Consider the following 13,903-nt stretch of genomic DNA (forward strand, 5'->3'; position numbering starts at 1 on the left):
GGAGTCGTGTCGTGAGGCCACTCGCCGCTTTCGGTCCGTCCGTCGAGCGCAGGCTCGCCCAGTTGCTCGCCCTGCTGCTCGTCCTGCCCTCGCTCGTGCTCTCCGGAGCGGGGCCCGCCCACGCCCAGAGCTGGACGGTGGAGGGGCAGAACGTGCCCTCCGCCTTCGACTGCGACCACCTCTACTACAGCAACTACCGCTCCGGCATGGAGTTCGCCAACGACGCCGCCGGCGCCGCGAGCATCCGCAACACGGTGATCAGCAAGCGGGTCGGCAGCGGACTGCCGGACTACTGGTCGACGAACATGGCGATGGGCACCGACCCCGACACCGGCCGGGTCGCCGCCTTCTACTCCAGCTACACCACCTCGAACCTCAAGCTCTACAAGCACGTCTCCGGCACCGACACGGTCACCGACCAGATCGCCGGCGGCGCCACCCGCAACCTGCCGAGCGGGGTCAACTGGGGCGGCCTGGGCGCGAATCCGCGCACCGGGATGCTCTACGGCGCGCAGAACGGCGGCGCGCCCGTGCTGTTCGAGATGAACCTGGCGACCGGCGCGACCCGCACCTGGTCGCGCGGCAGCACCCTCACCTCCGTCCCGGCGAACGACCCGGTGTTCGCCTCCGGCACCCTGGTGCCGGACATCTTCGTCGACGTCGACGGCGGCGTGTACTACGGGATCGTCTACTCCGGCTCCACCTACATCTACCGGCTCGACCCCGCCACCGGCACCACCGCCCAGGCCGTCCGGCTCACCGGCGCCGGCGCGAGCAACGGCTTCAACAACTACGGCATGGCCTTCTTCGACGGCGCCATCTACCTGGGCTACTACGGCGGCGCGCTCTACCGCGCCGACCCTCGCACCGGCGTCTCGGTCCAGGTCGCCGGCGGCAACGCCCAGGACAACCAGACCGGGCGGATCAGCTCCGAGTCCGGCGGTTCCTGGCCGATCACCGACCTGGCCAGCTGCGCCGTCGCGCCCAACCTGACCTCCCGGCTGATGGTCGCCAAGACCTCCGACACCGCGACCGCCAAGCCGGGCGGCACCGTCCGCTACACCGTCACCGCCCGCAACGACGGCGCCGTGCCGGTCAGCGGGGCCGTGATCACCGACGACCTGACCGGCGTGCTGGACGACGCGGCCTACAACGGCGACGCGGCCGCCACCAGCGGCGGCAGCCCCACCGCGAACCAGCCGGTGTACGACCCCGCCGGCCGCACCCTGCGCTGGAGCGGGGACGTCGCGGCCGGGGCGACGGTGACTGTCACCTACTCCGTCAAGGTGGCGGACCCGCCGGGCGGGGACGGCGTCCTGCGCAACGCGGTGACCGTGCCCGACAGCAACTGCGGCGCGCTCTCCACCGACCCCGCCTGCACCACCGAGGTCCCGGTCGCCCGGCTGGCGATCCGCAAGTCCGTCACCCCCGAGGCCCCGCAGCCCGGCTCCACCGTCACCTGGACCGTCACCCTCGCCAACGACGGCGAGGCCGACTGGACCGGTGCCACCCTCACCGACGACCTCACCGACGTGGTCGACGACGCCGTCTACAACAACGACGCCACCGCCCGCAACGCCGACGGCTCCGGCGCCGGTCCCGTCACCTGGACCCCCGCCGACCGCACCCTGCGCTGGACCGGCACCGTCGCCCGCGGCGGCACCGTCACCGTCACCTACTCGGCGCGGATCGGCTCACCACCCGCCGGGAACAAACGCCTCACCAACCGCGCGGTGGGCCCGGACGGCTCCAACTGCGCCGCGGGAAGCACCGATCCCGACTGCACGACGGACGAGACCATCAGCGGCCTGGTCGTCACCAAGAGCGTCTCCACCGCCTCCGCGAAACCCGGTGACACCGTCACCTACACCGTCACCGCCGAGAACACCGGCGGCGTCGCCCGCACCGGGGTCACCCTCACCGACGACCTCTCCGGACTGGTCGACGACGCCGACTACCGGGGCGACGCCACCGCCCGCAGCGGCGGCACGCCCACGCCCACCCAGCCCTCCTACGACGCCGGGGCCGCCCGGCTGACCTGGACCGGTGACATCGCGGTCGGACAGACGGTCGCCATCACCTACTCGGTCACCGTGCGGACGCCCCCGACCGGGGACAAGGTGCTGCGCAACGCCGTCACCGGCCCGACCGACTCCAGCTGCCCGCCCGGCAGCACCGACCCGTCCTGCGGCACCGAAACGCCGCTCGCCGCCCTGGTGATCGCCAAGACCGCCTCGGCCGCCACCGTCTCCGCCGGTGAGCAGCTGACCTGGACGGTCACCGTCACCAACACCGGCCGCGCCGCCTACCCCGGCGCCTCCTTCACCGACGACCTGACCGGCGTGCTGGACGACGCGAGCTGGGACGACGCCGTGACCGCCGGCTCCGGCACCACCTCCTTCGACCCGGTCGCCCGCCGCTTCGGCTGGCGCGGCGACGTTCCCGCGGGAGCCACCGTCACGGTCACCTACCGGGTCACCGTCGGCAGCCCGCCCGCCGGGGACAAGCGGCTGCGCAACGCCGTCACCGGCCCCGACGGCTCCAACTGTCCGGCGGGCAGCACCGATCCGGCCTGCGCCACCGAGACGGACGTCCGCTCGCTCAAGGTCGTCAAGAGCGGCACCCCGGACAACCCGAAGACCGGCGACACCGTCACCTACACCCTGACCGTCACCAACGACGGCACCGCGCCCTACCCCGGCGCCACCCTCACCGACGACCTCACCGACGTGCTCGACGACGCCACCTGGAACGACACGGCGAGCGCCAGCACCGGCAGCACCGCCTTCGACCCCGGCAGCCGGATCCTCACCTGGACCGGCGACCTGGCCGTCGGCGCCACCGCCACCATCACCTACGGCGTCACCGTCACCAACACCGGCGACACCTACCTGCGCAACACCGCCACCGCCACCGACTCCAACTGCCCGCCCGGCTCCACCGACCCGAACTGCCGGTCCGTCATCCCCCGCCCCACCCTCGCCGTCCGCAAGAGCGCCGCCCCCGCCGGCGCCCGCCCCGGCGAGACCGTCACCTACACCCTCACCGTCACCAACCTCAGCGCCGACGCCGACTACCGCGCGGCCACCGTCACCGACGACCTGACCGGCGTGCTCGACGACGCCGTCTGGGACGGGGCGGTGACCTCCTCCGGCGGGTCGGCCGTGTTCGACCCCGCCACGAAGCGGCTCACCTGGACCGGCGACGTGGCCCGCTCCGCCACGGTCACCGTCACCTACACCGTCACCGTCGCCAAGCCTCCGACCGGCGACAAGGTGCTGCGCAACGCCGTCACCGGCCCGACCGACTCCAGCTGCCCGCCCGGCAGCACCGACCCGTCCTGCGGCACCGTGACCCCGCTCGCCACCCTGGCGATCGCCAAGATCTCCGTCCCGGCCGAGGCCAGGCCCGGCGAGCGGATCACCTGGACCGTCACCGTCACCAACACCGGCCGCGCCACCTACCGCGGCGCCTCCTTCACCGACGACCTGAGCGGGGTCCTCGACGACGCCGTCTGGGACGACGCGGTGACCGCCTCCACCGGGACCGCCACCTTCGACGCCGCCGCCCGGCGGCTCAGCTGGACCGGCGACCTGCCCCAGGAAGCCTCCGCCACCGTCACCTACAGCGTGACCGTCGCCTCCCCGCCCACCGGGGACCACCGGCTGCGCAACGCCGTCACCGGCCCCGACGGCTCCAACTGCCAGGCGGGCAGCACCGATCCGGCCTGCACGACGGAGACCCTGGTCGCCCGGCTGGTCCTCACCAAGACCGCCGACCCCGCCACCGCGCGCCCCGGCGGCAAGGTCACCTGGACCGTCACCGCCGCCAACCCCGGCACCGCCCCCTACCCGGGCGCCTCCTTCACCGACGACCTGAGCGGCGTCCTCGACGACGCCACCTGGAACGACGACGCGACCGCCACCCTCGGCACCGTCGAGCGCCGCGCCGAGCGGCTGCACTGGAGCGGCGACCTCCCCGCCGGAGCCAGGGCCACCATCACCTACAGCGTGACCGTCGGCAGCCCGCCCGCCGGGGACAAGGTGCTGCGCAACGCCGTCACCGGCCCCACCGACTCCACCTGCGAAGGCAGTTGCGGGACGGAAACCCCCGTCGCCGAGCTCGTGATCCGCAAGACCGCCGACCCGGCCGACCCGGTGCCCGGGGGCCGCGTCACCTACACCGTCCGCCTCACCAACCCCGGCACCGTCACCTACACCGGCGCCACCGTCCGTGACGACCTGAGCGGCGTCCTCGACGACGCCACCTGGAACGACGACGCCCGGGCGACCTCCGGCACCCCGACCTACACCCGGCCGGTGCTCGGCTGGACCGGGGACGTCGCCCCCGGCACCCCCGTCGTCATCACCTACAGCGTGACCGTCGGCAGCCCGCCCGCCGGGGACAAGGTGCTGCGCAACGCCGTCACCGGCCCCACCGACTCCACCTGCGAGGGGGACTGCGGCACCGTCACCCCGCTGCCCGCCCTGCGGATCGAGAAGAGCGGAGCCCCCAAGGACGTCAAGGCCGGGGACACCGTCACCTACACCGTCACCGTCACCAACACCGGCGAGGCCCCGTACCCCGGCGCCTCCTTCCGGGACGACCTGAGCGGCGTCCTCGACGACGCCACCTGGAACGGTGACGCCCGGGCGGACACCGGCACCGTCGACTACGCCGCGCCCGTCCTCACCTGGACCGGCACCCTCGCCAAGGGGGAGCGGGCCACCGTCACCTACCGCCTGACCGCCACCCTCGCCGGCGACCAGCGGCTCACCAACACCGTCACCGCGAGCGGCTCCAACTGCGAGGCCGGCTCCACCGACCCCGCCTGCCGGGAGATCCTCCCCGCGCCGCTGCTGCGGGTCCGCAAGTCGGCCGCCCCCGCGGTCGCCACCCCCGGCGGCACCGTCGCCTACACCCTCACCGTCACCAACACCGGCAGCACCGCCTACCGCAACGCCTCCGTCTCCGACGACCTGGCGGGGGTGCTCGGCAACGCCACCTGGAACGGCGACGCCCGGGCGGACACCGGCACCGTCGGCTACGCCGCACCCGTCCTCACCTGGACCGGCACCCTGGACGCCGGGGCGACCGCCACCGTCGGCTACTCCGTCACCGTCGTCCGTGAACCCACCGGCGACAAGACCCTCCGCAACGCCGTCACCAGCCCCGACCGCACCAACTGCCCGCTGCCGATGGGCGACCGACGGCGGGCGGCGGTCGACCCCGACTGCGCCACCGTCACGCCCGTCCGCTCGCTGCGGCTCACCAAGACCGCCGCGCCCACCGAGGTCCGCCCCGGCGGGACGGTCGGCTACCGCGTCACCGTCGTCAACACCGGCGCCGCCGCGTACGAGGACGCCTCGTTCACCGACGACCTGAGCGGGGTGCTGGACGCCGCCGTCTGGAACGGCGACGCCCGGGCGGACGGCGGCACGCTCGACTGGAGCGCGCCCCGGCTCGCCTGGCACGGGACCCTGGCCGTCGGACGGACCGTCACCGTCACCTACTCGGTCACCGTCCGGACCGACCTCACCGGGACGCGCACGCTGCGCAACGCGGTCACCTCCGGGACGCCGGGTGCCAACTGCGAGGACCCGTCGGAGCCCGGCTGCGGGACCGACACGCCCGTGCGGCCGCCGGTCGAGCCGCCGGTGGTCCCGCCGGTCGTGCCGCCCGTGGTGCCGCCGGTGGTGCCGCCGGTGGTGCCCCCGGTCGAGCCGCCGGTGCTCCCGCCGACGGGAAGCCGGGCGATCGACCTGCTGCCGGCCGTCGCCGCGCTGCTCACCCTCGGCGTCGCCCTGACCGTGCTGCGCCGCCGGACCGACTGACGGGAGGGCGCGGAGGACGGGGCCGGGTGGGCGTGCTCACCCGGCCCCCGCCGTTCGGCCGGGGGCCCGGTCCTCCGGACGGAGCGACGATCACCCCCTGGGGAGGAGGCGCGGCCGCGCGGCCGTTGCGATCCTGGAGCCGGCGGCCCGACGGCCGGGCCGGGAGGGGGCACCATGACGAGTGTTCGGGTACGGACGGGCCTTCCGCGGCGCGGACGGTTCGGGGCACGGCTCGCCGCTGTCGCGCTGGCCGGCACCACCGTTCTCGCGGTCGCCCCGGCCTCGGCCGCGGCGACCGGCGGCGAGGGCGGCCGGGCGGAGCGCCGGCCCCGCGTCGACGCGCAGCGGGAGTTGCGGGACCTCGTGGAGCACGGCGGGACGACCGCCGCGCTGGCCGAGATCCGCGGCGTCGGCCGCTCCCCGTGGCGGGGCGCCGCCGGGGTGTCCGACCTGGCCACCGGGCAGCCGGCCCGGCCGGACGGACGGTTCCGGATCGGCAGCGTGACCAAGTCCTTCGTGGCGACCGTGGTGCTGCAACTGGTCGGGGAGGGGCGGCTCGGACTGGACGACCCGGTCGAGCGGTACCTGCCGGGGGTGGTCCCCAACGGGGGCGCGATCACCGTCCGGCAACTGCTGAACCACACCAGCGGCGTGTTCAACCACACCGAGGACGAGCGGTTCCTGATCCGGACCCGGGCCGACCTGGAGGACTACGCGTACGGGAGGTGGCGCTACCGGACGTACCGGCCGGAGCAGCTCGCCGCCGTGTCCGCCGAGCACCCGCCGTACTTCGCCCCGGGCGCGGGCTGGCACTACTCCAACACCGGCTACGTGCTCGCCGGGATGATCGTCCGGAAGGTGACCGGCCGGTCCTGGCAGCAGGAGGCGGACCGCCGGATCGTCCGGCCGCTGCACCTGGACGACACGGTCTTCCCGGTGTCCGGGACCGGCTTCGGCGGGCCGCACGCCCACGCGTACCTCGACATGCCCGCCGGTCCGGCCGACATCACCCGGCTCGACCCGTCCGTGGTGGACGCGTCCGGCAGCGGTGTCTCCACCACGTCCGACCTCGACCGTTTCCACGCCGCGCTGTTCGGTGGGAGGCTGCTGCGGCCCGCCGAGACCGCGGCGCTCAAGGACACCGTGGCGACCACGGTGGCGGGCCTGCGGTACGGGCTCGGCGTGGTCCGGATCGACCTGGGACCGGGCTGCGAGGCCGCCTGGGGCCACGACGGCAGCCTGGCCGGCTGGAGCACCCTGCTGCTCGGAAGCGGGGACGGGAAGCGGCAGTTCGCGCTGTCGACCAACCCGTTCGTCGGCAAGGACGGGTCGGGGGGCACGGAACCGATCGGCTCGATCATCGCCAAGACGCTGTGCGAGCCGGGTGCCGGTGCAGATGCCGGTGTGGGTGTGGGTGTGGGTGTGGGTGTGGGTGTGGGTGCCGGTGCGGGCGTGGATGCGGGCGCCGGTGCGGGTGGTCCGGCGGCTGCGGCACCGGTGCCGCAGCCGTTCCCGGGGACGCTTCCGCGCACCGGCCCGGACCTCCCGCTGCCCGACCTCGTCAGCCGGTCATGAACTCCTTCACCCGCAGGGCCCGCCGCACGACCCGGACGTCGCCGATGTACCCGTGGAACACCTTGTCCAGCACTCCCGCGTACGCGTAGCCGCCCACCATCCAGGGGCGTCCGAGGGTGGCGAGTCCCACGGCCGGGGTCGCCGGGTTGCGGGCCACCTCGCAGCCGTCCACGTACATCCGGCTGAACTTCCCGTCGTTGACGACCGCGACGTGCCACCAGCGGTCCAGCGGCAGCTGGTGACCCCAACACGTGGACGCCCCGGTCTGGTTGACCGGGTAGACACACCACTGGAGCGCGGGCGCCTCGGAGAGGCTGAGCGTCACGACGGGTTCGTCGGCATCCGTGCCGGGGCCGCTCCGGCCCGCCTCGGCCGCCGTTCCCCAGCGGCTGAGCAGGGCGGACCAGCGGCTCCGGCCGGAGTCCCAGTCGGCGGGCAGCTTGCAGAACGCCTCGACGGTGAAGCCGCGTTCGAAGGTCTCCCGGTTCAGCGGGGCGTTGGGCGCGGTCTGCAGATAGGTGCCGCGCACCGGCGAGCGGGTGCCCTTGAACAGGAGGCTGCCGTGGCCCGGCTGGTCCGGGTGGTGCTCGGAGGACCAGGTGAGGCCGCCGTCCGGAGTACCCGGGGCGCTCTGCGGGAACAGGTCGTTGCCCTGCCCCGTCAGGTCCTTGACGACCTGCCGGGCCGTGACCGGGGTGCCGTCGCCGCTGCCGCCGTCGAAGCGCCAGTAGGCCGCGGTGTCCCGGACCAGCAGGTCGGACGCCCGGCGGGCGGGGCGCGCCGGGACGGGCGCGAAGCCCGAGAAGCGCCGGTCGAAGTCGATCGAGAGCGAGAAGCGGTCCACGTCCGAGGTCAGTTCGACCTGCTGCGCGGCCAGGGTGTTGCGCTCCTCGGCCGCGATCTCCTGGATCCACGGCGAGTAGGTCGACACGTCGACGGTGTTGCGGTCCAGGTCGAAGCGGTACGCCCGGATCATCGCGGCGCCGCCGTAGTAGCGGTCCTGGTAGTTGGTGATGTGCACGTGCACGTCGTGACCGGCCTTGTTGGTCAGTACCGTCCGGCCGGGCGGCCAGTAGTGGCCGTTGACGGTCAGGAAGATCTGGTCGTTGGCGCTGATCAACCGCTCCCAGAGCTGCCGGCCGTAGTCGGACAGCTCGGCCCGGCCGGCGTCGTCGGCGTACGCGAGCTCGTGGGTGGTGAGGACCACCGGCACCTTCGGGTTGGCGGCGATGACGGCGTTGGCCCAGGCGAAGCCCGCGTCGGAGAGTCGCCAGTCCAGCGAGAGCAGCATCCACGGGCGGCCGCCGGCCGTGACGATGTGGCAGGTGTTGTAGCCGTCCGGGCTGGAGCTGTGGTACCCGGAGGTGCGGGCGGCCCGGGCCGGGCCGAAGGTCTCCAGGTAGGGCGTGCTGCCGCGCCGGTCGTCGGTGGAGGAGCGGATGTCGTGATTTCCGGCGAGCACGCCGTAGGCCGCGCCGGCGTCGTCCAGCAGGCCGAACACCTTGCTCACGGCGGCGAACTCGGTGGCCAGTCCGTTCTCGGTGACATCGCCGAGATGGGCCAGGAAGACGATGTTGTCGTCCGTCCCGTCCTCCCGGTTGACCCCGCCGTCGAGCACGTGGCGGAGCGCGGCCTCGACCGGGGCCGGGTGGATCCGGTCCTGGTCGAACAGGTACTGGGTGTCCGGCATGACGACGAGGGTGAACCGGCGGGCGTCCGGGTCGGGCTGCCAACGCTGCTTCCCGGCCGGCTTCTTGGCCTTCCCCGGTGCGGCGGCGGACGGGTCGGACCCGGCGGCGGTGCCGGGCGCGCCGGCCGGTCCGGGGCCGGCCGCGTGGGCGGGCGCCGCGCCGAGCAGGCCGAGCCCGGCCGTGCCCACCCCGGCGCCCAACAGGCCGGCGCCGCGCAGGAACCGGCGACGTCCGGCCGCGGCGGGCCCGTCGCCGTCGAGTTCGGCGGTGCGCGGGCACTCGCAGGGATGTCCGGACTCGTGGTTGTCGTGCATGGTTCGCTCCCGGAAGTGGTGTGGTCCCCGACCGTAGGCACCGGGTCTGGTCGGAGATCATCGGCCGGGCCACGCCCCGCTGAACAGCGGCCGAACCCGTCGGGGCGGGGCCGGGGCGGGGGCGGGGCGGTGCGCGGGTCGGTGGTCGGGGTGCTGCTCGGGACGGCTTCCGGGAGCCGTCGGAGCGGCCGTCAGCCCTGCTGCGGATCCGACCGGTCCAGCAGCAGCGCGCGGGCGGTGGCGAGTTCGGTTTGGGTGGCGTACGCCGCGGCGGTGAGGTGGGCGAAGCTGCCGGGGCCGATCGGGATCCGCACCGGCAGCGGTCCGGAGGTGTCGGCGAGGCGGAGCACCTCCCGGGCGAAGTCCTCGGGGCGGCCGATGCCCGGCAGGGCCGCCATGTCGCGCAGCTGCTCGCGCATCGGCCCGGTGGTCGGGCGGTAGGCGTCGGAGCGGCCGGCGGCGTCGGTCACCGAGGCGCCGTACCGGGTGGCGTACCCGCTGGCGGCCAGCGCTACGGCCCGGACGCCGAACGGGGCCGCCTCGGCGGCGAGTGCCTGGGTCATGCCCTCCAGCGCGTGCTTGCCCGTGACGTAGGCGGCCAGACCGGGGAAGGCCGTCCGCCCCGCGAGCGAGGAGACGTTCACGATCAGTCCGCCGCCCTGCGCGCGCATCACCGGCAGCACCAGCCGGGCGAGTCGCCAGGGACCCACGACCAGGGTCTCCAACTGGTCGCGGAGTTCGTGGTCGCCGACCTCCTCCACGGTGCCGAACACACCGTTCCCGGCGTTGTTCACCAGGACGTCCACGCCGCCGAACCGTTCCACCGCCGTGGCGACGGCCTGCTCGCACTGCTCCGGCTCGCGCACGTCCAGGGGTGCGGCGAGGACCCGTCCGGGATGCTCGCGGACCAGGTCGTCCAAGGTCTCCGTCCGGCGTGCGGTCGCCAGGACGCGGTCCCCGGCGCCGGCCGCGGCCCCGGCCAGCGCCCGGCCCAGCCCGGTCGAACACCCCGTCACCAGCCAACGTCTTGTCATGCTCCGTGCCCCCGATCCGTCCTGCTCGGCTCCCGAGACGGGACACCGTCCCATTCCGGCGGTCCCTCGCCCAGCCCTCCGGCAATCCGCTCCGGAGGCGCGCGGGAGCGTTGGGGTCTCGCGGCTGCGGGAGTGCACGCCCCCGGCACGGCCCGGGGATGCCGTCAGGCCGGGCAGTCGTAGTCGAAGGAAGCGGTCGCGCTCAGGCTGCGGGGGGAGAGGATCTCGACGGTCGCCGTCGCGTGGACGGCGCCGTGGCCGACGAAGGACCAGCCGAGGACCAGGGTGGTGCGGTACTCGCCGGACCGGACGGGTTGCCGCAGCTCGTCGGAGGCGGTGCCGTCGTTGCGCCGCCAGCGGTAACGGAGGGTGCCGGGGCGGCCGTCGGTGGTGACGCTCGCGGTGAACAGGGCGCTGTTGTCGCAGTGCGGGCTGTCGGCAGGGGCGTTCGTCGGGCTGTTCGTCGGGCCGTTCGCGGTGGTGGAGGTGGAGGTGGCGACGGTGGTGACGGTGAGGGTGAGACCGGTCGGGGTGAGGGGAGGCTCGGTGGCCCGGCAGCGGGCGGGCAGTGCGGCGAGCAGCACCACCACCGCGGCCGCCGGGACGAGCCACGGCAGGGTCTGGTGGCGCCGGAGCCGTGCGGCGGGTCGGGCCGGTGGGGGCGGGCGTCGCCACACCGCGGCCACTGCCGGGGGTACGCCGGGGCCGAACCGGCGGACCTCGTGGGGCTGGTGCTGAGCGGGCACCGGGGCCGGGGCCTCCTGGGTCGGGGCTGGGGGGTTCGCGGGTGGCGGTGGCGGTGGCGGCGGGGGTGCGGGCGGTTGTGCGGGGGTGGGGGTGGTGGCTGGGGTGCTCCAGGCGGTCGGGTCGAGGACGGTGGCGCACCCGGCGTCCTCGCCGTCCGTGGTCCGCCCCGCACCTGGCCCGGCGGACGAGGGGGGACGGACGGGCCGGGCGGGTGTGCCGGGAACGCGCGGCTGGACGGGAGGAGGTTGGGGAACGGAGGGGTTGAGACGGACGGTGCGGTCGGGGCCGGACCGGGGGTCCGGCGGGGGCACGGTCACGGGAGCCTCCGGGGCGGGTGCGGGAGGTCGGACGACTGCCCGGGCGGTGGGCGGTAACGGCGACCGGACGGTGGCGATCGGGGGTGGTGATCCGGGGATGGCGATCGGGGGTGCTGATCGGACGGTGCGGGGTCAGCCGGGCTGGCTGCAGTCGATCGCGGGCAGCTCGCGGTAGGCCACGGGTGCGCTCTCCGGCCGCGGGTCGCTGCCGACCAGGACGCCCCACTGGGCCGCCGGGTCCGAGCCGAATACGTGGGAGCGGCTGAGGGTGACGGACCCGGAGCCGAGACGGACGGTCTCCGTGGCGACGGTCGCCGGAGGGTTGACCGCGCCGGAGTGATGCTGCCAGGACACGGTCAGTGTGGCGCCGGGCGGTCCCGAGGCCACCACCGTGATCCGGGCCTGGAGGCCGAACAGATTGCTGTCCAGGCACTGGAGGGAGTCGACGGTCAGCGACTCCACCCGGACGGGCAGTGCCGGCGGGGAGGTCACGACGGGCGGCTGCGGCGTGCGGGAGGGGGCGGTGCCACCGGGCGGGGCGGTGGAGGTGGCCGGCGGGTCCGTGAGCCGTGGGGAGGGGGAGGGCGGTGACGACGAGGCGGGGGCCGGGGCGTGGGAACCGGTCGACGGAGCGGTGCTGGCCGGCGGCTGCGGTGGCGCCGACGGCGGCGGTACGGCCGAGGGTTGCCGGGGCACGGGCGGCGGGATCGGCGACGGGGAGATCGAGGACGGCCGGTGAGCGGGCGGTGGCGCGAACGGGGAGGACGCCGGGGACGGGTTCGTCGAGGGAGGGTTCGTCGAGGGCGGGGCGGCGACCGCTGGGGTCGACGTCCCGGAGGACGACGGGGAGCGCGGAGCGCCGGAGGAGTCGGCGGGCGCGCCAGGGAAGCGCGGGCTCGTCGACGCGGGCGGCCGGGTGGTCACGTTCCCGACACCCGCCGGGTCCAGGGTGGTGGTGACCCGCAGCATCGGACTGCCCGTCACCGTCGGGTCGTCCGGCCCGGTCGTCCCCGCGAGCGCCGCTCCGGCCAGCAGGGCCGCCGTGAGCGTGCCCGCGACCGCCGTGGAGCGCCGCCGACGGCGCGAGCCTCCTGGGTACGACGTGGCCGAGGACACGGTCCGTTCGTGCGGCGTCGTAGCCGGTCCGGCCGGGGCGCCGGTCCCGGAGCCCCGGCCGACGCTGCCCCGGCCGACGCCGTCCCGGGGACGGGGGCGGTCCGGCAACGCGCTCTCCGCCGCGACCAGTTGCAGCGGCGGCGTGACCGCGCCGCCGGGCGCCGCCGCCGCGCTCCGGGGCAGCAGCGAGGCCAGCAGCCCCACCAGGACGGCGAGGTCGGCGTGGCCCCGCTCCTCCCAGAGCTCCCCGTACGCGGTGACGGCCGCTGCCTCCAGCAACTGGAGGAACTCCACCGCGCCGGCCGGGCGTTCCTCCGGCCGCTTCGCCATCCCGGCCAGGACCAGCGGCCGCACGGCCTCCGGGACCAGCCCGGTCGGCACCGGCGACTCCAGGTGCTGGACGGCGAGTTCGATCGTCGTCGTGCCGCCGAAGGGCCGGACGCCGGCCAGGCACTCGAAGAAGGTGACGGTGGCCGCGTAGACATCGGCGGTGGGCGAGGCCGGGGCGCCGGTCCACTGCTCAGGTGCCAGATAGGCGGGAGTGCCGGAGATGTCCCGGGCGTCGCCGCCGGGGACGGCGATGCCGAAGTCCACGAGCTTGGAAGTGGCGTCCGCCGCGACCAGGACGTTGGCCGGCTTGTAGTCGCGGTGGACGAGTCCGGCGGCGTGTGCGGCGGCCAGCCCCAGCAGGGAACCCTTGAGGACCACCAGCGCCGCCTCCGGGGTGGTGGCGCCCTCGGCCCCCAGCAGGGCGCGCAGGGAGAGGCCGTCGACGAGTTCCATCACGATGGCCGCGTTCGGCCCGGCCTCCACGTACTCGTAGAGCCGGGTGACGTGGGGCGAGTCGATCCGGGCCAGGACGGTCGCCTCCCGGCGCAGGTCGGCGCCGTCCGCCGGGTCGTGCAGGTACTTGATCGCGACCGGTGTGCCGGTGGGGCGGTGGTGCGCCAGCCAGACGCGGCCGCTGGCGCCGCTGCCCAACTCCCGTTCGTGGTGGTACTCCGGCAGCCACCAGCCGTCGGCGGACGCTGCGGCCGGGGTGGCGTGCGGTGGGTGTCTTCGGTCCTGCGGGTCGTGTGGGTCCTGCGGGTGGTGCAGGTGTCGCGGGTCCTGCCGGTCCTGCCGGTCCTGTCGGTCCTGTCGGTTCTGTTGTCCCTGGTCCTGGTCGCGCACGGTGGGCCCCCTCCGCGAGTCGTCTCGCAGCCGTCGACGCGGCCACCGATCGACGGGTTCCCCTCTTCGGACACGGTCCGAACGTGCCGCGGCAGCCGGTCG

The 13,903-nt window shown here is 75.0% G+C and carries 6 protein-coding genes; 2 read left to right on the plus strand and 4 right to left on the minus strand.

Annotated features, from left to right (window positions below):
* Positions 1-11 precede the first annotated feature (11 nt).
* Both BLU95_RS36630 and BLU95_RS43490 read left to right on the plus strand, forming a co-directional pair.
* Entirely contained in the window at positions 12-5,834 is a 5,823-nt protein-coding gene (locus BLU95_RS36630) for a DUF7927 domain-containing protein (RefSeq protein ID WP_093863783.1), read from the plus strand.
* Positions 5,835-6,008: 174 nt separating this feature from the next.
* Positions 6,009-7,409 carry a serine hydrolase domain-containing protein gene (locus BLU95_RS43490; protein ID WP_093863784.1) on the plus strand — a complete coding sequence of 467 codons (1,401 nt, stop codon included), beginning with the start codon at positions 6,009-6,011 and terminating at the stop codon, positions 7,407-7,409.
* Here the strand turns inward: BLU95_RS43490 and BLU95_RS36640 are convergent.
* The 4 genes from BLU95_RS36640 to BLU95_RS36655 form a co-directional block, all read right to left on the minus strand.
* Positions 7,396-9,414: a LamG-like jellyroll fold domain-containing protein gene (locus BLU95_RS36640; RefSeq protein ID WP_093863785.1), complete on the minus strand. Its 2,019-nt coding sequence runs from the start codon at positions 9,412-9,414 to the stop codon at positions 7,396-7,398. The genes BLU95_RS43490 and BLU95_RS36640 overlap by 14 nt on opposite strands.
* 191 nt (positions 9,415-9,605) lie before the next feature.
* Positions 9,606-10,448, minus strand: coding sequence for an SDR family NAD(P)-dependent oxidoreductase (locus BLU95_RS36645; protein WP_093863786.1), 843 nt, complete (start codon positions 10,446-10,448; stop codon positions 9,606-9,608).
* Positions 10,449-10,612: 164 nt separating this feature from the next.
* On the minus strand, positions 10,613-11,194 hold the full coding sequence (locus BLU95_RS36650; RefSeq protein ID WP_093863787.1) for a hypothetical protein: 582 nt from the start codon (positions 11,192-11,194) through the stop codon (positions 10,613-10,615).
* A 450-nt stretch (positions 11,195-11,644) separates the two neighbouring features.
* Entirely contained in the window at positions 11,645-13,801 is a 2,157-nt protein-coding gene (locus BLU95_RS36655) for a serine/threonine-protein kinase (RefSeq protein ID WP_093863788.1), read from the minus strand.
* Positions 13,802-13,903: the final 102 nt, after the last annotated feature.

The organism is Streptomyces sp. TLI_053 (assembly GCF_900105395.1).
Lineage (GTDB): Bacteria > Actinomycetota > Actinomycetes > Streptomycetales > Streptomycetaceae > Kitasatospora.

Coding starts and splice junctions, on each gene's coding strand:
- BLU95_RS36645 (WP_093863786.1), bottom strand. CDS start 10,448: ATGACAAGACGTTGGCTGGTGACGGGGTGTTCGACCGGGCTGGGCCGG.
- BLU95_RS36640 (WP_093863785.1), bottom strand. CDS start 9,414: ATGCACGACAACCACGAGTCCGGACATCCCTGCGAGTGCCCGCGCACC.
- BLU95_RS43490 (WP_093863784.1), top strand. CDS start 6,009: ATGACGAGTGTTCGGGTACGGACGGGCCTTCCGCGGCGCGGACGGTTC.